General features: G+C 68.4%; 18 protein-coding genes. 12 read left to right on the top strand and 6 right to left on the bottom strand.

Annotated features, from left to right (window positions below; all coding sequences use genetic code 11):
• Window positions 1-54 precede the first annotated feature (54 nt).
• Window positions 55-984, top strand: a complete 930-nt coding sequence (locus AB4Y76_RS07980; protein ID WP_441923928.1) for a DUF3068 domain-containing protein — start codon at window positions 55-57, stop codon at window positions 982-984.
• The gene (locus tag AB4Y76_RS07975) at window positions 981-1,940 is read left to right on the top strand and encodes an ROK family protein (protein WP_441923926.1); all 960 of its coding nucleotides are present in this window, start codon (window positions 981-983) and stop codon (window positions 1,938-1,940) included. The genes AB4Y76_RS07980 and AB4Y76_RS07975 overlap by 4 nt, the downstream gene beginning before the upstream one ends.
• 18 nt (window positions 1,941-1,958) lie before the next feature.
• Here AB4Y76_RS07975 and AB4Y76_RS07970 read toward each other — a convergent pair whose 3' ends face one another.
• A complete protein-coding gene (locus tag AB4Y76_RS07970) occupies window positions 1,959-3,068 on the bottom strand; it encodes a serine hydrolase domain-containing protein (RefSeq protein ID WP_441923924.1) in 1,110 nt (369 codons plus the stop codon).
• A 117-nt stretch (window positions 3,069-3,185) separates the two neighbouring features.
• Here AB4Y76_RS07970 and AB4Y76_RS07965 point away from each other — a divergent pair, with 117 nt between their 5' ends.
• From AB4Y76_RS07965 to AB4Y76_RS07955, 3 genes are read left to right on the top strand one after another with little or no spacing between them, the layout of a single operon-like run.
• A complete protein-coding gene (locus AB4Y76_RS07965; protein ID WP_441923922.1) occupies window positions 3,186-4,961 on the top strand; it encodes a sulfatase in 1,776 nt (591 codons plus the stop codon).
• Window positions 4,958-5,764: an alpha/beta hydrolase gene (locus AB4Y76_RS07960; RefSeq protein ID WP_441923920.1), complete on the top strand. Its 807-nt coding sequence runs from the start codon at window positions 4,958-4,960 to the stop codon at window positions 5,762-5,764. The genes AB4Y76_RS07965 and AB4Y76_RS07960 overlap by 4 nt, the downstream gene beginning before the upstream one ends.
• A complete protein-coding gene (locus AB4Y76_RS07955; protein ID WP_441923918.1) occupies window positions 5,761-6,930 on the top strand; it encodes a family 1 glycosylhydrolase in 1,170 nt (389 codons plus the stop codon). The genes AB4Y76_RS07960 and AB4Y76_RS07955 overlap by 4 nt, the downstream gene beginning before the upstream one ends.
• A gap of 18 nt (window positions 6,931-6,948) precedes the next feature.
• On the opposite strand, the gene AB4Y76_RS07950 is transcribed toward AB4Y76_RS07955, so the two are convergent.
• Entirely contained in the window at window positions 6,949-8,496 is a 1,548-nt protein-coding gene (locus AB4Y76_RS07950) for a sulfatase family protein (protein ID WP_441923916.1), read from the bottom strand.
• Window positions 8,497-8,682: 186 nt separating this feature from the next.
• Here AB4Y76_RS07950 and AB4Y76_RS07945 point away from each other — a divergent pair, with 186 nt between their 5' ends.
• From AB4Y76_RS07945 to AB4Y76_RS07920, 6 genes are all read left to right on the top strand, one after another.
• The gene (locus AB4Y76_RS07945) at window positions 8,683-9,555 is read left to right on the top strand and encodes a formylglycine-generating enzyme family protein (RefSeq protein ID WP_441923914.1); all 873 of its coding nucleotides are present in this window, start codon (window positions 8,683-8,685) and stop codon (window positions 9,553-9,555) included.
• A 9-nt stretch (window positions 9,556-9,564) separates the two neighbouring features.
• Window positions 9,565-10,191 (top strand): TetR/AcrR family transcriptional regulator, encoded by a 627-nt coding sequence (locus AB4Y76_RS07940; protein ID WP_441923912.1) that lies wholly within the window; start codon window positions 9,565-9,567, stop codon window positions 10,189-10,191.
• Between the two features lie 179 nt (window positions 10,192-10,370).
• Window positions 10,371-12,893, top strand: coding sequence for a beta-glucosidase (locus AB4Y76_RS07935; RefSeq protein ID WP_441923910.1), 2,523 nt, complete (start codon window positions 10,371-10,373; stop codon window positions 12,891-12,893).
• Entirely contained in the window at window positions 12,886-13,584 is a 699-nt protein-coding gene (locus AB4Y76_RS07930) for a class I SAM-dependent methyltransferase (protein ID WP_441923908.1), read from the top strand. Before AB4Y76_RS07935 ends, AB4Y76_RS07930 begins: the two co-directional genes overlap by 8 nt.
• A 119-nt stretch (window positions 13,585-13,703) precedes the next feature.
• Entirely contained in the window at window positions 13,704-14,594 is an 891-nt protein-coding gene (locus AB4Y76_RS07925; protein WP_441923906.1) for a hypothetical protein, read from the top strand.
• A gap of 50 nt (window positions 14,595-14,644) precedes the next feature.
• The gene (locus tag AB4Y76_RS07920; RefSeq protein WP_441923904.1) at window positions 14,645-15,670 is read left to right on the top strand and encodes an alpha/beta hydrolase; all 1,026 of its coding nucleotides are present in this window, start codon (window positions 14,645-14,647) and stop codon (window positions 15,668-15,670) included.
• 827 nt (window positions 15,671-16,497) lie between these two features.
• Here AB4Y76_RS07920 and AB4Y76_RS07915 read toward each other — a convergent pair.
• Genes AB4Y76_RS07915 through AB4Y76_RS07900 form a run of 4 tightly spaced genes read right to left on the bottom strand, consistent with a single transcriptional unit; the run spans window position 16,498 to window position 21,759 of the window.
• Entirely contained in the window at window positions 16,498-18,018 is a 1,521-nt protein-coding gene (locus AB4Y76_RS07915) for a long-chain-fatty-acid--CoA ligase (protein WP_441923902.1), read from the bottom strand.
• A 36-nt stretch (window positions 18,019-18,054) separates the two neighbouring features.
• On the bottom strand, window positions 18,055-18,981 hold the full coding sequence (locus AB4Y76_RS07910; protein ID WP_441923900.1) for a crotonase/enoyl-CoA hydratase family protein: 927 nt from the start codon (window positions 18,979-18,981) through the stop codon (window positions 18,055-18,057).
• Complete coding sequence (locus AB4Y76_RS07905) at window positions 18,978-19,907, bottom strand: NAD(P)H-dependent flavin oxidoreductase (protein ID WP_441923898.1); 930 nt, start codon at window positions 19,905-19,907, stop codon at window positions 18,978-18,980. Before AB4Y76_RS07905 ends, AB4Y76_RS07910 begins: the two co-directional genes overlap by 4 nt.
• Window positions 19,908-19,947: 40 nt before the next feature.
• The gene (locus AB4Y76_RS07900) at window positions 19,948-21,759 is read right to left on the bottom strand and encodes a flavin-containing monooxygenase (RefSeq protein ID WP_441923896.1); all 1,812 of its coding nucleotides are present in this window, start codon (window positions 21,757-21,759) and stop codon (window positions 19,948-19,950) included.
• A gap of 266 nt (window positions 21,760-22,025) precedes the next feature.
• On the opposite strand from AB4Y76_RS07900, the gene AB4Y76_RS07895 reads away from it, so the two are divergent.
• A complete protein-coding gene (locus AB4Y76_RS07895; protein WP_441923894.1) occupies window positions 22,026-24,785 on the top strand; it encodes an ABC transporter permease subunit in 2,760 nt (919 codons plus the stop codon).
• The last annotated feature ends 37 nt before the right edge of the window (window positions 24,786-24,822 follow it).

Below are 24,822 nucleotides of genomic sequence, written 5' to 3'. Positions count from 1 at the left end.
ATCCCGACACCCGCCTCGCCCTTAGGAGAACCCATGCGCCGTCATCTACCCATCGTGCTCTTCGGCATCGGTGCCTTCCTGATCACCGCGTCTCTGGTTCTGCGGTTCTACGGATCGGCCCAGCTCGCGACCGCCGAGAAGGATCCCCGCGAGGTCACCACGATGCAGGCTGACGACGCGACAGTTTTCGTCCCGTCGACCCAGACCGAGGAGACCACCGACGTCACCGTGCTGCAGAAGACCGCGGGGGACCTCGACGCGGAGAAGAAGGCGCCGAGCGGCGTGGTCGTCTGGTTCACCACGAGCACGCGCAAGATCGCCGACGGCACCGTCGTTCAACAGAGCATGGCGCGGACCGCGATGGACGCCTCCACTGCGGCGGCTCGGCCGTGCTGCGAGAGCTTCGCCGAGGTCATCGATCAGGCGATCGCCAAGGACAATCGCTCTGGCCTCGTCCTGAAGTTTCCTTTCGGCACCGAAAAGCGCACGTACAGCATCTGGGACAGCACGCTCGGCAAGCCGGTGAAGGCCGTCTACCGTGGCAACTCCGATGTCGACGGGGTGGCCGTCTACCGCTTCGAGGTCAAGGTGCCGGACACGGTGATCGGCAGCCAGGAGGTCATCGCAAGCACGATCGGTCTCAAGGTTGACGGGACTGTGCCCGCCGACCGCACCTACGGCGTCGACCGGACCCTCTACGTCGAACCACGCACCGGCGCGATCCTCAACGACGTTCAGGATGTGCGCGACACGCTGACTCGTGACGGTCAGGTCGTGCGCACGCTGTTCGCAGGCAAGCTCGGGTACACCGATCAGCAGGTTCGGGCCAAGGCGGACAAGTACGGCGACCGTGCCGAGACTCTGCAGCGTGTGCGAGTCATCCTTCCCGCGATTGCGCTCGTGATCGGCCTGGTTTGCATCGGTGGCGGTGTTCTGGCGATGCGCCGATCGGCAGCCGGATCTCGTCGCCGGGACGGACAGTGACCTCGGTCCGCATCGGTGTCGACCTCGGCGGGACCAAGGTCCTCGCAGGGGTGGTGGACGAAACCGGAAGGGTCCTTCGTCGCGCACGCGAAGAGACCCGCGCCGACGACTTGGACAACCTGGTCGAGGGGATCAGCCGGGTCGTCGCGTCGGCGGCGGCGAACGAACCGGTCTCCGGCGTCGGGGTAGCGGTCGCCGGCTTCGTGGACAGCACGCGTTCCCGGGTGCTCGTGGCGCCGAACCTGGGAATGACCGACGTGCCGCTGCGGGACCTCCTCGAGGAAGCGATCGGCGTTCCGGTCAGCTTGGACAACGACAGCAATGCCGCCGCCTGGGGCGAATTCCGGCACGGCGCTGCGCGGGGCCGTGAGGAGTGTCTGGTGGTCACGGTCGGAACCGGCGTCGGCGCCGGTCTCATTCTCGACGGCCAGCTCCGGCGCGGCGCCTCGGGCGTCGCCGGAGAGGTCGGACATGTCCTCGCCTACCGCAACGGCATGCCGTGTGGCTGCGGACGAGCCGGGTGTGTGGAGCAGTACGCGAGCGGAAGCGCGCTGCTTCGCAATACCCGGCGCCTGCTCCGCGAGCGTCGTACGGCCACGGCTTCGCTGCTGGACCGGGTCGGCGGCGATGTCGACGCACTGACCGGGCCGGACATCACGGCGGCTGCGCAGGACGGCGATCAGTTCGCGCGTGAGCAGCTCGCGGCGATCGGCAGCTGGCTCGGGGAAGTACTGGCCGGCGTCGTGACCGTGCTCGACCTGGACACGATCGTTCTCGGTGGCGGCGTGGCCGAGGCGGGTGAGCTGCTGACCGAGCCGGTCGAGGCGGCGCTGAACGCTGCGATGGTGCAACGCCCCGGAGCCTCCCGTGTCCGGGTCCTGTCGGCGGAGCTCGGGGTCGACGCCGGCATCGTGGGCGCCGCGGACATGTCCGTCAGCGCGACCGCTGTCAGCTGAGTGGCCCAGGAGACGCCTTCACGAGGTGGCCTCGAGAGCGGCGTACGCGTGGAAGATCAGGTTGATCGCTCGCAGGTCTTGTGACTCGGAGGACATCCGGTTCATCGCGTAGCTGACGGTCATTCGGGCGTCCCGGTCGATCACGGACATCGCGCCGCCCCAACCGGCCCACCAGAACGAGCGGGGGTTCGGGCTGAGCGGCACCTGAGGGCTGACCAGTCCGAACCCGATGCCGTACCGGAGCGCGTACCGCATCACCGCATCCACGCCGCTGCTCTGCTCTTCCAGGATCCGGTCAAGGGCGGGGGTGCCCAGCAGCCGGACGCCGCCGAGCTCGCCGTCGCAGGCGAGCACCGAGTGCACGCGCGCGATCGAACGCGCGTTCCCGGAGCCGTTGGCTGCCGGGATCTCCGCCGCCCGCCACCAGCGCTCGTTCGGTTCGTCGCCGGTCAGCGGGCAGCTGGTGCTGACCCGTTCCGCGAGAGCGGCCTCTTCAGCATCCTCGACCGCGGCGGCCGGGTCCCCGCCGATCCCGAACGCAGGTGGCGTGAGGCGGGCGATCCGGCCGTCGTGCTCGGCGGGCAGGCCGATGTGGAAATCGGCGCCCAGGGGTGTCGCGATCTCGCGGTCGAAGAACCGGCCGATGCTCTGTCCAGTGACCCGGCGGACGATCGCGTCCTCCAGGAAGCCCTGGGTGATCGGGTGGTAGCCGGCCCGGGAGCCGGGCGACCACCACGGTTCCTGAGCGGCGAGCGCGGCGCTCATCCGCTCGTGGTCTTCGAGATCGCGTGGCTCGATCGGTACCGCCCAGCCGGGGAGACCTGCCGTGTGGGCAAGCACGTGTCGGACCAGGACGGCGTCCTTGCCGTGCACGCCGAACTCCGGCCAGTAGCGGGCGACCGGAGCCTCCAGGTCGATCTCGCCACGATCGGCAAGCATCAACATCACTGTTGCACTCATCGTCTTGGTCACCGACCAGACGTTGACCAGGGTGTCGGCCTGCCAGGGAAGGCCAGTTCCATCGGTGCCACCCCAGAGGTCGACCACGACCTCGCCGTCGAGGGTGACGCAGACGCTGGCGCCGTCCTCGAGTCCCTGCTCGAAGCCGGACTCGAACGCGTCGCGCACCAGTGCGAAATCCGGTTTGCACTCGCCATGAACTGTAGCCATTGGATCTGCTTCCTCACTTGCTGACCGACTAATAGGTAGGTAGGTTACGCGGAGAGTCCTACGAAGGGAACTGCAGTGCGCGCGATCATGGTCATGTTCGACACCCTCAACCGCCGCTACCTGCCGCCGTACGGCGCCGAGGACATCCACGCGCCCAACTTCGAGCGGCTACAGCAGCGATCGGTGTCGTTCGACAATTGCTACGCCGGAAGCATGCCGTGCATGCCGGCGCGTCGTGAGTTGCACACCGGTCGACACAACTTCTTGCACCGCAGCTGGGGGCCGCTGGAGCCTTTCGACGACTCGATTCCAGAGATGCTTTCCCAAGCCGGGGTCTACACCCACCTGGTCACCGACCACTATCACTACTGGGAAGACGGCGGGGCGACCTATCACAACCGGTTCAACAGCTACGAGCTGTTCCGCGGCCAGGAGGGCGACAAGTGGAAGGGTCATGTCGCTGACCCCGAGGTGCTGTTGAACTCCGGGCGCGGCTACGGCAACCGCCAGGACACGATCAACCGGCAGTACATGGCGACCGAGGACCTGCACTGCCAGACGCTCACGTTCGACTCCGGACTGGACTTCCTGAGGACGAACCACGCGGAGGACAACTGGTTCCTCCAGATCGAGACCTTCGACCCGCACGAGCCCTTCTTCAGCTATGACGAGCACCGGGCGCACTACGTGCACGACTACGACGGCCCGCAGTTCGACTGGCCGGCGTACGGCAGGGTCACCGAGGACGAGCAGGCGGTCGAGCACATCCGTGCGGAGTACTCCGCGCTGCTCACCATGTGCGACAAATCCTTGGGCCGCGTCCTCGACGCGATGGACGAGCACGATCTGTGGGACGACACCTTGTTGATCGTCTGCACCGACCACGGCTTCCTGCTCGGCGAACGTGGCTGGTGGGGCAAGTCGGTGCAGCCGTGGTACGACGAGACCATTCACACTCCGCTGTTCATCTGGGACCCGCGTGCAGGTGCCCGCGACGAGCGTCGGGCCAGCTTGGTGCAGACGATCGACTTCGGGCCGACGTTGCTGGACTGGTTCGGCCTCGAATGCACTCCCGAGATGCAGGGGGTGCCCTTGACCGGCACTGTCGCTTCCGACCAACCGGTCCGCGAAGCGGGGCTGTTCGGCATCTTCGGAGGGCACGTGAACGTCACCGACGGTCGTTACGTCTACATGCGTGCCTGCGCGGACGACAGCAACGCCCCGCTGGAGGAGTACACGCTGATGCCGACGCACATGTCGAGCCGGTTCGCGCCCGTCGAGCTTCGCGATGCCAGGCTCGCGGACCCTTTCGCCTTCACCAAGGGGGTTCCGCTGGTGCAGGTCCCCGGCACGTCCTGGGGCAACCCTTACTCCTTCGGCACCCTGCTCTTCGACCTGGAGAGTGACCCGGATCAGCGGCGGCCGCTCGTCGACGACGAACTTGAGCTGCGCATGGCAAACCTGATGGTGGAACTGATGCGTTCGGGTGACGCTCCGGCCAGCCAGTTCGCCCGGATGAGGCTCCCGGTCACGGGTCCGGTCCGGGCCGAGCACCTGCTCGCACGCGCTCAGCAGGACCAGGTCGCGGGCTCCGCGCAGCCGCTCCCGCCTGCCGAGGCGTTCCGCAGCGACGGGCTGGGAGTGCTGAGCACCTTCGCCGAGATCTTTGACGACCCCCGCGGTCGTGCAGCAGTCCTCGAGCTCCTGCCGATCCTCGCCAACGACGATCTGCGCCAACTACTCGGCCAGATGACGCCGTACCAGCTGGCGGCCACAACGCCCGCGATGAGTCTGGAGCTCTTGGGCGCGCTGGAAACGGCCCTTGCTGACGGTGGTCAGGTGCTGGCGTGAACGGGGCCCGCTCCGAAGGTGGCGAGTACTTCGTCGCCGCCGACGGTGAGACGCCGTTGCCGCTGCACGTTCTCTACCCGGCACAGCAGCCACGCGCGGCGCTGCTGCTGTTTCACGGAGGTGGGTGGAGGCGCGGGCGACCGACGATGCTCGTTCCGCACGCCCGGAAGCTCGCCGATGCCGGCATCCTTACCGCGAGTGCGGGCTACCGGCTCGTGGGCGCCGGGGCCGCAACGCCCGCGGACTGCCTGGCTGACGCAGCCCAGGCAGACCGCGCGTTCCGGACGATCGCCGAGAGAGCGGGCCTCGACAACATCGCGATCGGTGGCGGGTCCGCGGGTGCGCAGCTCGCGCTGGCCCTGGCGATGCCGCCCGGAGGACAGGAGTCGCACGGCTACACCGGACTGGTGCTCTTCAACCCGGCGGTGGACCAGTGCTGCAACCGTGGCCTGGTCGCATCACTGGTCCGGCGGAGCCTGCGCCTGACGCCGGAGGGAGCGCGTGCAGCCTCTCCGCTGCACCACGTCCGAGGGGGCATGCCGCCGTCACTGATGTTCCACGGCACCCACGACCGGCTGGTGCCGATCGAGCTCGCCCGCCGATTTCAGGCGTCCATGGAGGCCGCGGGCAATGACTGCGAGCTGGTCGAGTTCGCTGGAGCGCGGCACGGGTTCTTCCTCGATCGCCGCGAAGGTAATCCAGCGCTCGAGCGCTCCATCGAGCTGATCAAGCTCCTCCTCCTGGTTCGGGCAGTCGGCTCGCCTACGGAGGCACGCACAGTCACAGGAAAGGACAGGGAATGAGCACGTTCCTCTGGGGGGCCGCCACCTCGCCGCACCAGACCGAGGGCAACAACGTCAACTCCGACTGGTGGGAGCTGGAGAACACCGAGCCTTCCTTCCTGCCCGAACGCAGCGGCGATGCGCTGGACAGCTACCACCGCTACCGCGAAGAGATGGCACTGCTTGCCGAGGCGGGACTCAACGCCTACCGGTTCGGTATCGAGTGGGCTCGCATCGAGCCGGAGCCCGGACGGTTCTCGACCGCAGCGTTGGCGCACTACCGGCGGATGATCGACACCGCGGTCGAGCTCGGGCTCACCCCAGTGGTCACGCTGCACCACTTCAGCAATCCGCGCTGGTTCGCAGCCGACGGGGCATGGGGTCGGGCCGACGCGGTCGACCGATTCACCCGGTACGTCGATCGCGCCACCTCGATCCTTGACGGTGTCGAGTGGGTGTGCACGATCAACGAGCCGAACATGGTTGCCCTGATGGACTCCGTCCGGCGCCTCCTCTCGGGGCCGGACGGGTTCGCCGCCCTCGCCCAAGGGCTGCCTGCGCCCGACGAAAAGATCGGCACGATCCTGGTGGAGGCCCACCAGGCAGCCGGTCGCATTCTGCGGGAGCGGACCGACGCGGCCGTCGGCTGGACGATCGCCCAGCAGGCATTCCAGGCGGCGGCTCCCGAGCACGAGGGAGTGCTCCGCCAGACCAATTGGGTCTGGGAGGACCTCTACCTCGAAGGTGCGCGTGGTGACGACTTCATCGGGTCGCAGTCCTACACCAGTCAGCTGGTCGGCGCGGACGGGCCGATTCCACACCCGCCGAGCCCGGACAACACGATCACCGGTTGGGCCTATCGGCCGGACGCGCTCGGGATCGCGGTCCGGCATGCTTGGGAGGTGACCGGCGGCGTGCCCGTGCTGGTGACCGAGAACGGGATCGCCACCGACGACGATGAACGCCGGATCGCGTACACAGGCGAAGCGTTGCGCCATCTGTCCGAGGCGATGGCCGACGGGGTCGATGTCCGTGGCTATCTGCACTGGAGCGCGGTCGACAACTACGAGTGGGGGCACTGGGGTCCGACCTTCGGCCTGATCGCGGTCGACCGGGGGACGTTCGTACGCACCCCTAAGCCCAGCCTCGCGTGGCTTGGCGCGGTTGCCCGTTCCGGCCGACCCTGAGAGCCGGCCGGAACGGCTTCAGTTCCCGCCAGCGAACGCCTTGAACAGGGCTCGCTCCTCCGGACGGAGGGGCGGGCCCTCGGCGTTCCAGGACGCCACGACCGCCCCGTTGCCCGGGTGCAGCCGGGCGTACAGGTCGTCCGCCTGGTCGGCCCGCCCGGTGGCGCGCAGGTGTGCCATGTAGTCCTCCGGATCGGAGTACAACGTCGGCCCGTGCTGCAGCGAGATCTGCATCGGGTCGGGCAGCGCCCCTGGCGTGCCGGCGTGGAAGTTCCACCACTCGAAGAGTCGCGCGCGCATCCGATCAGCGGTCTCGGGCTCGGACTCGATCAGGTTCGTGGTCAGGTGGGGGTCAACGCTCAAGTCGAACAACGACTCCCACTCGGCCTTGAACGAACCGGGGTGGTAGGTGCGGATGTAGAGATGGGTGCGGGTACGCACGGCTCGCTGAAAGGTATGCGCGCCATGTCCCCAGACCAGGTGGTCCCGCGACTCGATCCCTCGTCCGCGTACTGCGTCTGCGAATGACGTGCCCTGCCACTTCTCCGGGATGGGAAGTCCGAGGAGGTCGCAGATCGTCGGCGCGTAGTCGATGTTGTAGAGCAGGGCGTCGTGGCTGCGCTGCTCTGCGTGGTCGGTGACTCCTGGCCAGAACACCACCATCGGTACGTGGTGGGTGGGCTCGTTCGCGAGTCCGTGCTCGGCGTACGAGCCCTGTTCGCCGAACGACTCGCCGTGGTCGGCGCTGACGACGATGGCGACCTCGTCGGTCAGGCCCATCTCGGCCAAGGCGGCGCGTAGTCGACCGAACTGGCTGTCCCAGTACATGATCGCGCCGTCGTATCCGTTGATCAGGTGCTCGAAGTCCGCACGGGTTGCGATCTGGTCGGGCATGTTGTGCGGGACCGGGCTCTTGCGCGCCGCCATCGAGTAGTGCAGGTCGCGTGCGGAACGGGGACCGTAGATGTCCTGGTGTGCGTCGATGGCCTCCTGGTCCGGCCAATCCGGAGCAGGGCCCGAGGCTGCTGCAGCCTGGGTCCAGCTGACGTCCTGGAGATAGTCGGTGTGCGGATCCCAGTAGGTGAGGTGCAGGTACCAGTCGTCGCGGTGACGGTTGCGCTCGATCCAGTCGATCGCCACGTCGGTGACAGCGTCGGCCGGCTCGTCCCCGATCTCGGGTGTCGAGCGGATGCTCTCTCGAAAGTTTCCGTGGAAGAAGTGCGCGCGATGTCGCTCGGCGAAGCTGGAGACTGCGGCGGTGTAGTAGCCGTGGAAGGCGAGCCACTGGCCCAGGAGTGGCCGGTCGAACTGCATCGCGTGCCCGGTGTCCATGCGGTACTGGGCTGCGGGTCCGCCGTGACCGACAACGCCGTTGGTGATGCCGAACTGGCCGCTCATCAGCGCTGTCCGCGAGGGCAGGCACGGCGAGTCCGAGCAGTAGTAGTGGTCGAAGCGGACCGAGCCGGCAGCCATTGCGTCCAGGTTCGGCGTGGTCGGACGCTGATAGCCGTACGGCCCCGTGTGATCCGGTCGCAAGGTGTCGACGTCGACGTAGATGATCTTCACGGGGCCTCCGAGTCGGTTGCGGACTGACTTATTGCTCGGTAGGTTAGATCAGGTCGCGCTGCCGCGATAGACCGGGAGGCAAATATGGGGAAGAGCTGTTGTAGCCCGGACCGCTCGGTCGTGCGGAAGGAACTCCCTCCCATCGCTCCTTTCGCAGCGGCAGCGGGACCGGTGCGGCGGCCAGGGGTGCACGGGGTCCGTCAGGCCGCCGTACCGAGCGGGGTCTACGTCGTCGGAGACGCTCACGGCGACGGTAAGCCCGGTGACGGCGAGACCCCGGTGCACGCGGTCGAGGTCGGCGCGTTCGAGATCGACACGACCGCGGTGACCAACGCGGACTGGGCGGCGTTCACCGACGCCACCGGCTACGTCACCGAGGCCGAGGCGTACGGCTTCTCGGCGGTCTTCCACCTGGCGGTGGCCGCCGAGTCTGGTGACGTGATCAGCAGTGCTGACCGGACGCCGTGGTGGCTCGGCGTCCGTGGTGCCGACTGGCAGCACCCGGGCGGACGGCACAGCTCGGTCGAAGGGCTCGACGATCACCCCGTGGTCCACGTGACCTGGAACGACGCCCGGGCCTACTGCGCGTGGGCTGGTCGCAGCCTGCCGACCGAAGCGGAGTGGGAGATCGCCTCCCGTGGAGGCGTCGAGGGCGCCCGCTACCCCTGGGGCGACGACCTGCCTGCACGCGACGAGGAGGGGGAGTGGCCGTGCAACATCTGGCAGGGCTCGTTCCCGGAGGCGAATACGTGCGAGGACGGCTGGCTCACCACCGCGCCGGTGCGCAGCTTCCAGCCGAACGGCTACGGCCTGTGGCAGACCGTGGGCAATGTCTGGGAGTGGTGTGCCGACTGGTTCGATCCCGGCTACTACAGCCGATCTCCCCGCACGGACCCGTGTGGCCCGCAGGCGGGAACCGCCAAGGTCCTCCGCGGTGGCTCGTACCTGTGCCACGACTCCTACTGCAACCGCTACCGAAACGCGGCCCGCTCGGCGAATACGCCCGACTCCTCGATGGGTAACGCCGGCTTCCGTACCGTCGCCCGCGTGATCACCTAGGCTCCGGGCATGGCCAGTACGGAGACAGCCGAGCGCTCAGGCAAGCTATCGCGGGCACGCATCATCGAGATCGCCTTCGAGCACTTCGCCGCGAACGGCTACCGCGGCGCATCGCTGGCGAAGATCGCCGCAGAAGTCGGCATCTCCCAACCCGGCCTGCTCCATCACTTCCCGAACAAGTCCGCCCTCTTCATGGCCGTACTGCTCGAGCGGGACGCCCGCGACCTCGAAGCCGCCGACATGCGCGTCGAGGACATCGCCGACTTGACCCTGGACGAGCTGCTCGACTTCTTCGAGCGGATCGTTCAGCACAACACCGAGAACCGGAACATGGTGCAACTGGCGCACCTCACCGCCGCCGAGGCGACCGGGCCCGACCACCCCGCTCACAACTGGGTGGTGCTTCGGATGGGCTATTTCCGCGAGATCTGCGCCATCGCGGTGCAGAAGGAGATCGACGCCGGCAACGTGCGCGACGACATCGATCCACACGCCGTCGCGACCATGCTGATCGCGGCATCGGAGGGCCTCGAGAATCAGTGGTTGGTGGACCCGTCGGTCGACCTCGCAGGCTCGTTCGGTTTGTTCGCGCAGATGCTGCGGCGTGAGCTGAAGCCGCGACGCGGAAAGCGCTGACAAGCGCTGAATTCTTGACCGGCTGAGTGGCTGCCTGTTCCTGGCCCGCGGGTCCGCGCCCTTCTGGCGAAGGGATATTTCGCCTCTCGGTACTGGCTTACCGAGTACTCGGTTGGTAGGTTTGTCTTCCTTCAACCCTGAGGAGACCCATGTCGTCCGTGTCCCCACTCGCTGCAGGCGTGTCCGCCTCGACCGAGGACGTCGAAGAGGTGCTGCGCGAGCGTCTCAGCAAGCTCGACCTGGCTGCCAAGGTGAGGCTCCTGTCCGGCGCAGACTTCTGGTCATTGCCGGGCGACGAGACGATCGGTCTGCGATCGATCCTCTTCTCCGACGGGCCCGCTGGCGTCCGCGGAGAGGTCGGCGACGAGCGGAACCCGTCGCTGAACCTGCCTTCGGGCAGCGCGCTCGGCGCGACCTGGGACCCCGACATCGCCCGACGATACGGCGACCTGCTCGGCCGCGAGGCGCTCCGCAAGGAGGCCGACGTCGTCCTCGGTCCGACCATCAACCTGCACCGGTCGCCGTACGGCGGCCGCCATTTCGAGGCCATGGCCGAGGACCCGATGCTCACCGGGCGGCTCGCCGCGGCGTACGTGGCCGGCGTCCAGGCGCACGGCGTCGCCGCCTGCCCGAAGCACTACGTGGCCAACGACTACGAGATCGAGCGGAACACCGCCAGCTCCGAGGTCGACGAGCGTGCCCTCCGCGAGCTCTACCTGGCTGCGTTCGAGGATGCCGTCACCGAGGCCCGAGCCTGGGTGGTGATGTCGGCCTACAACGGCGTGAACGGCACCACCATGAGTGAGAACGACCTCCTCGAGACACCACTGAAGTCCGAATGGGGCTTCGACGGCGTCGTGCTCTCGGACTGGATCGCGGTCAAGACCACCGAGGCGTCGGCGCGATCGGCGCAGGACGTGGTGATGCCCGAGATGTTCAGCCCGTGGGGCGACGCCCTGGTCGAAGCCGTGCGCGCCGGCAGCGTCGCGGAGTCCGCGATCGACGAGAAGGTGCTCCGGGTCCTGCGCCTCGCTGCCCGGGTCGGTGCCCTCGACGGCGTGAAGCCGGCCCCGCGCACCGCAGGAGAGGCCCCTGACCCGCTCGGCCTGCTCGCCGAGATCGGGTCGGACAGCATGGTGCTGCTGCGCAACAACGGCGAGCTGCCGTGGACCTCCGGAGCTCCGGCGTCGATTGCCGTGATCGGCCCGAACGCGATCTGCGCGCGCACTCAGGGCGGCGGTAGCGCCGGCGTTGTCCCGGAGCGAGTCGTGTCCCCGCTCGAGGGCATTCGACAACGGTTCCCGGAATCCGACGTCACCTTCACGATGGGCGTGCCTGCGCCGACCGAGATCTTCCCGTTCAACCCGGATCTGCTGCACGACCCGATCTCGGGTGCCCCCGGCGTGCGGTTGATCTTCACCGAAGCCGACGGGCGCGTGGTTCTCGAAGAAGTCCGTCTCAGCGCGGACCTGACCTGGATGGGCAACCTGCCCGAGACCGCGACCTTGCTGACCCTACGCACCCGGTACACCCCCGAGACCACGGAGCGCTGCGACATCGGCGTCGCGGTCCCCGGCAGCATCACCGTCGAGCTCGACGGTGCTCGGGTGATCGACCGGGACTCGAGCAGCCCCGTCCTCGACCTCAACGAGGTCATGGAGAACCGGGCCGAGGCCGAGGCGAACGTCCTCGAAGGCCTCGACCTCGCGGACATCTTCTCGCCCAAGGTCTCTGCAGTGTCGGTCGAGACCGTCGCTGGTACGCCGATCGAGGTCACCGCGGTCTGCGACCTGACAACGGCGCCGTTGCCGATGGTGCACTCGATCATGCTGGGGATGGCCCCACGATCGGGGACCGATGAGGAGATGCTCGCTGATGCCGCGGCCGCCGCGGCTGCGGCCGAAGTAGCCGTCGTGGTTGTCGGAACCAGCTCACGTACCGAGAGCGAAGGCTTCGACCGGACCACTCTGGCGATGCCGGGTGGTCAGGACGCTCTGGTCGAGGCCGTCCGGGCGGCGAACCCGCGCACCGTCGTGGTCGTGAACAGCGGCAGCCCGGTGCTGATGCCCTGGCACGATGAGGTGTCCGCGCTTCTGCTGACCTGGTTCGGCGGGCAGCAGACAGGTGTCGCCCTGGCTGAGGTGCTGGCCGGTGACCGCGAGCCCGGCGGACGGCTGCCGACGACCTGGCCCGGCGACGAGCAGTCGGTGCCGATCGGACCGGACCGGCCCGTCGACGGCAAGGTGCACTACGACGAAGGCATCGAGATCGGTCACCGGGCCTGGCTGCGTCGCGGTGCCACTCCGGCCTACTGCTTCGGGCACGGTCTCGGGTACACGGAATGGAACCTGTCGAACCTGACCGTTCCGGCCGGTGTCACTGCCGGTGACTCGATCACCGTGCACGTGACAGCGACCAACACCGGGAACCGTGCCGGCAAGGAGGTCGTCCAGGTCTATGCCGCCCGCGAGACCAGCCAGGTCCATCGGCCGGTGCGCTGGTTGGCCGGCTGGGGCGTCGCCCGGGCGGGGGCCGGTGAAGCCGTCACCTTGGAGATCGAGGTGCCCGCCCGGAGCCTGGCCGCATGGGTCGACGGCGGCTGGTGGTACGAGCCGGGCGCGTTCGACCTCTATGTCGGCACCAGCGTGGACGACCTGGTCCTGGCGACCAGTATCGAGCTCCGCTACGGCCGCCGTGGATGAGGACGAGATCCGTCGCTCCGCGGCGCTGGAGGACCGGCACTGGTGGTACGCCGCCCGGCGATCGCTGGTGCGCTCCCAGCTGAAAGGACTGCCGCCCGGCCGCGCGCTGGACGTGGGCTGCGGATCGGGTGGCAACAGCGCGGCCGTCCGTGACCTCGGCTGGGATGTCGTCGCGCTCGACCTCTCGCCCGCGTCGCTGGAGGCCGCGCGGCGACGCGGTCTCGACGTCCTCCCCGGCGACGCACGTGAGCTGCCGTTTCCCGACGATTCCTTCGACCTGGTGTTGTCCACCGATGCCTGGGAGCACGTCGTCGAGGACGACCAGGTCGCTCGTGAGGCGCGTCGGGTGCTCCGTCGCGGTGGCCGCTTGCTGGTCACCGTGCCCGCCGGCATGGATCTGTGGAGCGGTCACGACCTGGCGCTGGGTCACCACCGTCGCTACGAGCGCCCAGAGCTGATCGAGCTCGTGGAGCGGGCGGGGTTCCAGGTCGAGGCGGCTTTCGGCTGGAACGTGCTGCTCCGCCCGATCGCCCGGATGCGGCGTCGGCACCGGCAGGGATGTGCGAGCGAAATGGCCCCGGTGCATCCCGCGATCAACGCCGCACTGCGCCTGGTCCTGTGGCTCGAGTCGTTCCTCCCGGTCCGATCCAGCCGGGGTATCAGCATGGTGCTGGTGGCGACCAAGCCATGAGCAGCAGGACCGGAGATCGGCACGGGTTGGGCGATCCGCGAATCCCTTGGGACGTGCTTCTGGTCGCACGGATGGCGAAAGCGCCTTCTGTGGAAGTCCTCCGGAGGAGGGCGACGCTGTTGGGCATCGATGTCGCTGTCACGACAGAGGCGGCGACTGCGGGATCGTCGCTCTCGGCATCACTGGAGGTGACCCGCGACGATGACGGAATCGCGCTTCGCGCCGCACACAGCGAGGTCGACGGGCTGAGGCTCCTCGGTGCGCTCGGCCGGCTTCTCGACGTATCGGTATCCACCAGTGTCCGTGGTCGTCCCGAGAGCGCGTCCGCGCCGCTGGCTGCGACCGCTTGTTCGCGGCTGGCCGACGTGCTGGTGCGACCGCAAGCGCACGTGTCGGCGTCCCGTGAACAACAGGACGAGTCCGAGCACGACGTGACGGTGAGCCGGCTGATCTCCGCAGATCTGCACACCGCCGACCTGATAGCTGCTGGTGCGCGTGCCGTGGTCGCTTGGAACGGGATGCACGGCGAGCACAGCCGCAGGGTCACAGTCTCGGTGGGCGTCGCTACTCGTAGCGCACCACTTCCGCTGGGCGACTTCAGCGGGTACCTTCGCCTGCGCAACGTCGAGCAACTCAGCGCGGACGATGTCCGGCGTGCACTGGCCGACGCCCCGTTGCAACCGGGCGGCGGCGAGATCACCGCCAGGTCCGGACTTCTGGTCACAGCGCTGCGTGCCGCTGGTCGCATCGCCGCTCCCCGGCTTGGGTCGACTCTGCTCGTCTCCCATCTCGGCCGCGTTCAGGCTCCCGGCGTCGAGAGCCTGGAGTTCTATCCGGTGAGCGGCGGTGGGTCCGGTCTCTCGCTCGGCGCGGTCAATGAGCCCATCGGCACCCGAGTGACCCTGCGTGCTCGGGGGACCGCCCACAGCCGGGCGGGGTTGAGCGACCTGCTCGATCTTGTCTGCGCGGAGGCGCATGGAGCCGGGTTGAGCTGGAAGTCTGCACCTTGAACGGCCCGGCCTCGGACTCGACGAAAGCGAGTGGAGAGATGGAGCCTCCGTTGGCACAGATTCTGAACCGTACTGACGCTGACCCCAGGGAGTCGACAGCACGGCGGCCGGGCGAGGTTGCCGAAGAGCTGCGCTGGGTGCTCGAGGCCATGCAAGGTGCTTCGCCTCTCGATGCTGGGCTTTCGGCCGCCGAGATGCGGGTGCAGTCGGAAGAGATGTGGCGAGCCGCGGCGCCCTTGATTGAACTCGTTCCCCCAGCGGAAGTCACCACCGAGGATCACAGCATCTCGGTCGCCGGGGGTGAGGTTGTGGCACGGCTGTACCGGCCGGCGGCACCGATCAGCGACGGGTGCCATGTGTACTTTCACGGCGGCGCCTACTGGCTCGGCAGCGTCGAACAGGACGACAACCGCTGTCGATGGCTCGCGGCCTCCTCGGGTGTTCCGATCCTGTCGGTCGGTTATCGGCTCGCACCCGAGCACCGCTACCCGACCCCGATTGATGACTGCATCACGTCAGTGCGTTGGGTCCGGCTCAATGCTCCGTTCCTGGGGATCGATCCCGTGCGTGTCTCCGTGGGTGGTGAGAGCGCCGGCGGTCACGCCGCGGCGATGACGGCCCTGCACTACGCCGAACACGATGCGTCCGCGGGATTGCTTGCTCAGGTGCTCAACGTGCCACTGGTCGACTTTGCCGATCCCGTGATCTACGACGCCGACCACGACCCGCGGTGCACGCCCTCCAGCCGGGATTCCGCCGAGATGCGGGACTTCTTCCTCGGCGCCGACTCGGGCGCCGACGTGCTGACCGCCTGCTCTCCGGCGCGACAGCGGGTGGACCACCTGCCCCCGACGTACGTGATCACCGCGCAGTTCGACTTGCTCCGCGACCAGGGTCTCGCCTACGCCGCACGAGTGGCCGCTGCGGGCATCGAGGTGCACACGTACCACGCAGCGGACCTCTTCCACGGCGGGAGCGGGCTCGCCGCGTTCTCTCCCTCGGCACGTCGCTGCGAGGCAGTCCACGCCGGCTTCGTTCGTCGCGCGCACCTCCGTCGCGAGCGATCGACTGACTGATGGCCAACTGGAATCGTCCCGCCTGATGGAGGCTCTACGAAGCCCGAGCCATTCAGCATCCGTGATCACCTCGAGCTTCAGAGCGTCGCGAACTCACGATGCAACTGTCACCTGCGGATTCCGACCCACCCTGGCCCCCCAGCTCATGCGTGGGGCTCCTTGCGGCGAGCCGAGGCATGTCAATGGCCGGATCTAACTGGCAAGGGTCTGCCAGGTGCCTGTTACGCGGTCGAGTCGGACGCCGACGCGAGTCAGCGTGCCCTATTTGTGCCCGAGTGCCGTCTCGTGCGCGGGCCAGTACGGCTGGGAGCCACCACGGCCGCAAGAGCAGCCTCGACTTTCCGCAGGTCAGGGGGCGAATTTCTCTGCGTTAATCGAGTTCCTTCGCCGGGCCGTGACTCCATTTGCTGCTCGGACTGTAAATCCGGCAGTGCGCTGTGTACGGACTGGGAGCGGCTATCGTGACCGCGGGTACCGGCGGGACCGCAGGAGGAATCGCATTGGCCGGCGGAGTTGGGTGTGTCGCGCCCGTCGTCGCGTCGCTACATTAAGGGACAGAAAGTGGCATCCAACGTTTCGACTCCAGTGATCGTCAGTAGCGCAACGGTCTTCTGCGCGTTCTTCCTTCGGCCGTTGATCGACGAACTGCCTATCGCATTGCAGTTCTTGATCGCTACCGGCGCCATATTCGTCATCACAATCGCGCTCTTTGGGATACGCAGAATTTTGGGGCGACGACGTGCCGGTCCGCCCTCCAACTGATGATGGACGCGGCGGGAGCCTGACCCGGTTTCCCGGACACGTTCGCGTGGTGGTTTCGTGCTTCCTCAGGTGACCCGGAGATCGGCCGGTACGTCCGGGCCCACGCCCTCGGGCTGAGCTGCCGGGGGGAGGTCGATCGCTCGTTTCAGGATCTTCCCGGTGGCCCCTTTCGGGAGGGCGTCGAGGATCCAGACGGCGCGGGGGTACTTGTACGGAGCGACCCTGGCTCTGACGAACTCCCTGATGTCGGCGGGGCTCGTGGTCGCGCCGGGCCGGAGGGCAACCGCAGCGACGACCTCCTCGCCGTGGGTCGAGTGGGGAGTCCCGAGGACGGCGGCTTCGAGGACGTCCGGGTGCTCGTACAGGACTTCCTCGACCTCGCGCGGGTACACGTTGAAGCCTCCGCGGATGATCAGCTCCTTCTTGCGGTCCACGATGAAGTAGAACCCGTCCTCGTCGACGCGCGCCAGGTCGCCGCTGCGGAACCATCCGTCGCGCACGGCTTCGGCGCTCGCCTCGGGCCGTCCCCAGTAGCCCTTCATGACGTTGTGCCCGCGGATGAGGATCTCGCCGACCTCGCCGACCGCTGTCGGTGATCCGTCGTCGTTCGCGAGCATGATCTCGACGCCCGGGATCGGGGTGCCGATCGATCCGACCTTGGCGGCTCCCGGCCGGTTGAACGTCGCCATCGGAGAGGTCTCCGAGAGGCCGTAGCCTTCGAGGATCTCGGCGCCGAACTCCTCCGCGAAGGATCGCAGCACCTCCCCGGGCAGCGATGCGCCCCCGGAGACGCACAGGCGAAGGCTGCTGAGGTCGTGCCCGCCCGGCCCCTGAGCGAGCAGCGCCGTGTACATCGTCGGTACCCCCTGGAACCGGGTCACCCTGTCCCGGGCGATGACCGACAAGGCGGTGGCGGCGTCGAAGCGCGGGACCAGGGTGAGCAACGCGCCTGCGACGACGGCCGCGTTCATCCCCGCCGACTGGCCGAACGAGTGGAACAGCGGGAGGCAGCCCATGAGTACGTCGGAGCTGTCGACCCCGGCCAGCGCATTCGCTGCCCGGCAGTTCAGGTCCAGGTTCCGGTGCGTCAGCTCAGCCCCCTTCGGGGTTCCCGTGGTCCCGCTCGTGTACAGGATCACGGCGGTGTCGTCATCGGCCGCCGCGGCGATCGTGGTGCGAGGAGGGACTGCGGCAAGTCCCGGGAGGAGGGTGTGGTCCGAGACCGGCTCGATCGTCACGCCGACCGCCTCACGGGTGTCAGCAGCGAGGTCGGCCAAGAGGACCTTCATCCCCGAATCGGTCACGTAGTGCTGGACCTCGCGCCCCTTCAGGAGCGGGTTCATGGGGACGACGACGGCGCCGAGGCGCAGGATCCCGTAGTAGAGGACCGGGAAGGACACGACGTTCGGAACCATCAGGCCGACCCGGTCGCCGGCACCGACGCCGAGGTTGGCGAGGTACGCCGCGGCCTGGGCGGTCAGGGTGTCGAGCCGGCTGTAGCTGAGGGTGAGGTCGTCGAGCCGGACCGCCGGCCGCTCCGGGTGCGAGGTCGAGGAGGTGCGCAGGTTCTCCGCAAGGTTGGGCATCAGGTCTCCTGGGTCGAGAAGGGGTCGGTCGGTGGGTCAGGGGAGGGGCGAGCTCTTAGGTTCGTGCGGTTCGTGCTCCCGGACCCAGTCGTGGAAGAAGTCGGGCATGTCGCGCCCGGCGGTGGCGACGAACCGCGGATCCCGTCGCTCGCGGAACGCCGCCACGCCCTCGGCGCCGTCGTGGATGCTCGTGTAGAACATCGACAGCGAATCGATCCGGTGGGCGTCGACCGGTGATGCGAGCGCGCCGTTGCGGTACATCATCTGGCGGGTCAGCGCGGTCGCGACGGCGCTGCGATCCCGCGTCCACCGGTCGACGAGCGCGCGGGCAGCCGCGAGGAGGTCCTCCGGCGCGTGCACGGAACGCACCAGGCCGAGGTCGCGGGCCGACGCCGGGTCCAGGATCTCGGCCGAGTAGACGAGGTCGAGTGCGGCGGGCAGGCCGACGATCCGGGGGAGGAACCACGAGGACGCCGCCTCGGGGGTGATGCCCAGCCTGCCGAACACGAACCCGATCCGGCCGCGGGTCGAGATGAACCGAGCGTCCATCGCCAGGGTCATCGTCGCTCCGATCCCCACGGCGGGGCCGTTGATGGCCGCGATGACGGGCTTGCGGCAGGCGTGGATGGCGAGGGTGACGCGCCCGCCGGTGTCACGGACGTTTCTGAGCCGCGGGTCGGCGAGGTCGGTCATGTCCTCGAGACCTGGCCGCAGCGACTCGTCGAGCCCGAAGGCGTTTCCCGACGACGCGAGGTCCATGCCGGCGCAGAACGCGCGGCCCGCGCCGGTCACGATGACCGCCCGCACCTCGTCGGCGTGATTCGCCGCGACGAAGGTCTCCTCGAGCTCGTCCGCCATCTGCACGGTGAACGCGTTCAGGTTCTCCGGGCGATTCAGCGTCACCGTCAGGACGCCGTCGTCCATGGTGCGCGTGAGCGTCGCCAGGTCGGCTTCCATGCTCATGCCGCCCCTCCCGTCAGCGCGGCGGGGAGTTCGACACCGATGAGTTCCTCGGCATCGGCCACGATCGAGTCGACGATCTCCCGGCACGTCGCCACCGAGTCGATCAGTCCCTGCGACTGGCCGGCCCACCACATGCCGTCCTCGATCTCCCCGTCCCGGAGCACCCGACTCCGCCCCCGCGAGCCCGACACCAGGTCGGCGACGTCGGCGAACGTCGCTCCGGGGGCGGCCGACCGTGCGGCGATCTCCTCGGAGACCGCGTTGCGCGCCACCCGGGCGGTGTTGTTGAACTCCCGGAGGACGAGGATCGTCGACAGCTCACTGTTCGCGACGATCTGGTCCTTGACCCGAGGGTGCACCGGCGCTTCGGCGCTGGCGACGAACCGGGTCCCCATGTTCACGGCGGTGGCGCCCAGCGCCAGTGCCGCCACGAGCCCGCCGCCGGTGGCGAATCCACCACTGGCGATGAGCGGGATGGTCACGCGCTTGGCGGCCACCGGAATCAGGACGAGCCCGGGAACGTCGTCGCTGCCGGGGTGACCGGCGCACTCGAAGCCGTCGATGCTGACGGCGTCGACACCGAGCGCCTCGGCCTTGACCGCGTGCCGGACGCTGACTGCCTTGTGGATCACCTTGATGCCCGCCTCCTTGAAGGCCGCGACATGTTCCGCTGGATTGCTTCCCGCCGTTTCCACGACCTGGATCCCGCCCGCGATGATCGCGTCGCGGTACTCGTCGTAGGGAACGGGGGTGAGGGTGGGCAGGATGGTGAGGTTGACCCCGAAAGGTTGGTCGGTGAGGTCGCGGCAGCGCCGGATCTCCGACTCGAGGGCCTCTGGAGTGGGCTGGGTCAGCGCCGTCAGGAAGCCCAGTGCGCCGGCGTTCGCGACGGCGGAGATGAGCTCGGCGGTGCCGACGGCGGTCATGCGCCTCGACCGGAAGCGGTCGAGGCGCGGCGCCGGCGGATCAGCTGAAGGCCAGGCCCTCGAAGGTGCCGGACGCGCGCCAGGCGTCCATCATCGTGAAGAACGCGGCCGAACCCTTCGGGTAGCCGACGTTGTGCCGGGCCTTGAGGTCGAGCTCCGCGCCCTCGTTGTTGTAGTACCCCGGCGTGCACTCGGGGTTGCCGAGCGTGCGCCCCTGGGTGAGGAGCAGGTCCACCCAGGCGTCCTGGGCCTCCTGCGTCGGCTCGACGCGGGCCAGGTCGTTCTCCTGCATGTGCTTGACCGTGAGCGCGATCGTCTTCGCGGTGTCGACCAGGTTGTGCGGGATGTTCGAGCCGAGGAAGGCGCCCTGGAAGAGCTGCTGGATGAACAGGTTGGGGAACCCGCGGACCTGCTGTCCCCAGAGCGTCTTCATGCCGTCCTCCCAGAAAGCGCTGAGGCTCAGGCCCTCGCGGCCGAAGACGTCGTACCCCATCCGGTCGGTGGCGTCGGTGCCGTAGAACTCGAAGCCGGAGGCGTAGATGATCAGGTCGACCTCGTAGAGCTCTCCGTCGACCACGACGCCGGTCTCGGTGATGCGCTCGACCCCGCGGCCGTCGGTGTCGATCAGGCGGACGTTCGGCCGGTTGAACGCCGGCAGGTAGTCGTCGTGGAAGCAGGGGCGCTTGCACATCTGGTTGTACCAAGCCTTGAGCTTCGCCGCGGTCGCCGGGTCTTCGACGATCTCGTCCACACGGGAGCGGATCTGGTTCATCTTGATGTTGTCGGCAGCCTCGATCGCCAGCATCACCGACTCCGGGGAGAGCTGGTCGAGGGGCACGCTCTTGATCGCCCGACCCATGCGCCGGCCGAGGTCGGTCCAGCCGTCCTGCACCAGATCCTCCTGGTCCAGGTCGAGCTCGGACGGGTCGCTCAGAACGCTGTCCCACAGGGCGATGAAGCTGTCCAGCCACCGCTGCTGCCAGCCGGGGGTGGCGATCCGCGCGAACCAGTCGGGATCGATCGGCTGGTTGTCCCGGACGTCCACGGCCGAGGGAGTGCGCTGGAAGACGAGGAGCTCGCCGCAGTCCTTCGCCAGCTCGGGAACGGCCTGCACGGCGGTGGCGCCGGTGCCGATGATCGCGACGCGCTTGTCGCGGAGGTTCACCATGGGCGATCCGTCCGGGTCGCCACCGGTGTAGCGGTAGTCCCAGCGGCTCGTGTGGAAGGAGGTCCCGCGGAAGGTCTCGATCCCGGGGATGCCGGGCAGCTTGGCGACGTGCAGGGGACCGGTCCCCATGCCGAGGTACTGGGTGGTGAAGGCGTCGCCCCGGTTCGTCTCGACCAGCCAGACCGAACGCTCCTCGAGCCACTCGACGTGGGTCACCGCGGTGTGGAAGAGAGCATCCTCGTAGAGGTCGTAGTGCTTGCCGATGCGCTGGGCGTGCTCGTAGATCTCCGGCCCGTGCGCGTACTTCTCGGTCGGAACGTGGCCCGTCTCCTCCAGGAGCGGCATGTAGACCATCGACGCGGTGTCGCACATCGCTCCCGGATAGCGGTTCCAGTACCAGACGCCGCCGAAGTCGCCGGCCTTGTCGAGGATGCGGACCTTCGCCAGTCCGGCTTCCTTGACCCGAGCCCCGGTCACGAGGCCGGAGAAGCCGCCGCCGATGAAGGTGAAGTCCACGTGGTCGGTCTTCGGCTCGCGCTCCAAGACCGGCAGGTGCGGGTCGCCGTCGGGACCGGTCTCCCGGGGCATCCGGACGTACTGGTCCACGCCGTCGCTGCGCATCCGCTTGGCGCGCTCCTCGGCGTACTTCCGGCGGATCGCATCGGTGTCCATGGTGCTGGTCATCGCGTGGTTCCTTTCGCGTCTGGGGTGCTTCTCCGCGTGGATCCCGCGGCGGAGCAGGTGAGGAATGCTGCAAAGTAAATAGTTACTTACATCACCCGAAGTGTCAAAGGTCTCACTCGATCCCCGCGTGAAGTGAGTCGTGGATGAGATGCACGCAACCTGTTGACGACCTCTGATCCGATCCATAGTATGCGTTTACTTACTTTCGAGATGTGATCCGGATCTCCCCGTGGACGCGTCTCGACCTTCCGAGGAGAGGCGCCGTCGTGTCCGACCACCTGCAGTTCGTGATCCTGGGCCTCGGCAGCGGCGCGGTCTTCGCTGCCCTGGCGCTGGCCGTGGTCGTCGTGTACCGGAGCTCGGGGGTGTTCAACTTCGCCACCGGTGCCATCGCGCTCTACGCGGCCTACACCTATGCCTTCCTCAGGCAGGGCGAGTTCCTGGTCATGGTCCCCGGCCTCCCGACGACGATCCCGCTCGGCGGCGACCCGGGGCTGCTCCCGGCGATCCTGCTGACGGTCGCGGTCACTGCGCTCCTCGGAGCCCTGCTCTACGTCGCCGTCTTCCGGCCGCTGCGTTCCGCTCCGCCGCTGGCGAACGCCGTCGCGTCGATCGGCTTGATGGTGATGTTCACGGAGCTGGCCGTGCTGCGGGTCGGTACCGCGCCGTTGAGCGTGGCGCCGATCTTCCCGGTGGACGCGTGGACCGTCGGACAGGTTCGCGTGCCGCAGGACCGCGTGTACTTCGCGGTCACCGTGGTGGGCATGGCCCTGTGCCTGGCTGCCTTGTACCGGTTCACCCGCTTCGGCCTGCTGACGCGAGCGTCGGCCGAGACCGAGAAGGGCGCCTACGTGAGCGGTCTCTCGCCGGACCGGATCGCGATCAAGAACTGGATGATCGGCACCGGCGCCGCGGGACTCGCCGGAATCCTGATCGCACCGATCGTCCCGCTGGCGCCGACGGCGTACACGCTCTTCATCGTGCCGGCCCTGGCGGCCGCGGTCCTCGGCCGGTTCTCCTCCGTCGTGGGGGCGACGCTCGCCGGACTCGCGATCGGGATGCTCCAGTCGGAGGCCACCTACCTCCAGAGCTCGGTCGACTGGCTGCCCTCGACCGGGCTGGTCGAGCTGGTCCCGTTGGCACTCATCCTGCTGGTGCTGGTCGTCCGGGCCCGGCCGCTGCCGTCGCGGGGTGCGGTGACCGTCTCGAGCCTCGGTCGCGCGCCGCGCCCCCACAGGCTCCTCCCGAGCACGGTCCTCGGTGCCGGCCTCGGGGCGCTCGCACTGATGGTGACCAGCGGCGTGTGGCGAAGCGGGCTGATCACCAGCCTGGTCTTCGCGGTCATCGCGCTGTCGCTCACCGTGGTGATGGGATTCGCCGGCCAGGTGTCGCTGGCGCAGCTCACGATCGCCGGTGCGGCGGGGTTCCTCCTCGGGCCGTTCAGCGCCGACCTCGGACTGCCGTTCCCTGTCGCCCCGCTGGTCGCCGCGCTGGTCGCCGCCGCGCTCGGAGTCGTCGTCGGCCTGCCGGCGTTGCGGATCCGGGGACTCTCGGTCGCCGTGGTCACGCTCGCCCTTGCGCACGCCATCGAGGCGATCTGGTTCCGCAACAGCAGCATCGTCGGCGCGGCCGGGGTCGACATCCCGGCACCGTCGCTGTTCGGCTGGGACCTCGGTATCGGCGGCGGTGACGGCTACCCGCGGCTGCGGTTCGGTTTCCTCTGCCTCGCGGTTCTGGTGCTGGTCGCGCTCGGAGTCGCGCTGCTGCGCAGGAGTCCGCTGGGCGCGCGGATGCTCGCGGTCCGGGCGAACGAGCGCTCGGCTTCCGCGGTCGGGATCAACGTCGTGCGCACGAAGATCACCGCGTTCGCGATCGGCGCCTTTGTCGCCGGCATCGGTGGCAGCCTGTTCGCGTACCAGCAGACCAACGTCTCCTTCGAGCCCTTCTCGACACTGGCCGGCCTCTCCGTCCTGGCGATCGTCTACCTCGCGGGAATCACTTCGGTCTCCGGTGGCATCGTGGCCGGCCTGCTCTGCTCGGGCGGGATCGTGTTCGTCGCCCTCTCGGAGCTCGCCGGGGACGCCGAGTGGTACCCGGTGGCGGTGGGGTTCGCGCTGGTGCTCACCGTGCTCCTGAACCCGGAAGGCATCACCGGCCCCGTGCACGCGATGCTCTCCTCGCGACGCAGGGCCAGCAAGGCCGGCGAAGCACGGGGACCGGTCGGATCCGCGGCTGGGTCACGCACGGACGGATCCGTGGCGTGGTCGGCGCCGCGAGTCCGGGATCTCGCGGGCCTGCCTGCGCTGTCCGTCCGCGGTGTCACGGTCCGGTACGGCGGGGTCGTGGCGGTGCGCGATGTCGGGTTCGACGTCGCCCGAGGCTCGATCGTCGGCCTGATCGGACCCAACGGAGCCGGCAAGACCACCTTGATCGACGCCATCAGCGGCTTCGCGCCAGCGGCCGGAAGCGTGTACCTGGGTGCGGAGGAGATCGACGACCTGCCGCCTTACCGGCGGAGCCGGGCCGGGATGACCAGGACGTTCCAGGCCGTCGAGCTCTACGAAGACCTGAGCGTCCGCGAGAACGTCGTGGTCGGGAGCACCGCGCACCGTTCGACTCGCACCGACTCGCACCGCGCGGTCGTCGAGGTCCTCGACCTCCTCGGCCTGACCGAGGTCGCCGAGGTCGCCGCCGGCGAGCTCTCCCAGGGGCAGCGCCAGCTCGTGTCGATCGCCCGGGCGCTGGCCTGCCGTCCGGACGTGCTGCTCCTCGACGAGCCCGCAGGTGGGCTCGACTCCCGGGAGAGCCAGTGGCTCGGCGACAAGCTCCGCAAGGTCAGCGACGCGGGGATCGCGATCGTGCTCGTCGAGCACGACATGCACCTCGTCCTCAACCTCTGCGACCACATCGAAGTCCTCGACTTCGGCGAACAGCTCGCCTCCGGGCCACCGGATCACGTTCGGCGGGACCCAGCGGTGGCGGCCGCCTATCTCGGGTCGGCCCACGCGGAGGTGGCGGTGTCATGAGTCTCACGTGCGCAGGACTTTCTGCAGGGCACGGCGG

Source organism: Marmoricola sp. RAF53 (assembly GCF_052114005.1).
Lineage (GTDB): Bacteria > Actinomycetota > Actinomycetes > Propionibacteriales > Nocardioidaceae > Marmoricola.
The sequence above is the reverse complement of the archived record's forward strand: the minus strand, read 5'-3'. Positions and strand labels throughout refer to the sequence as shown.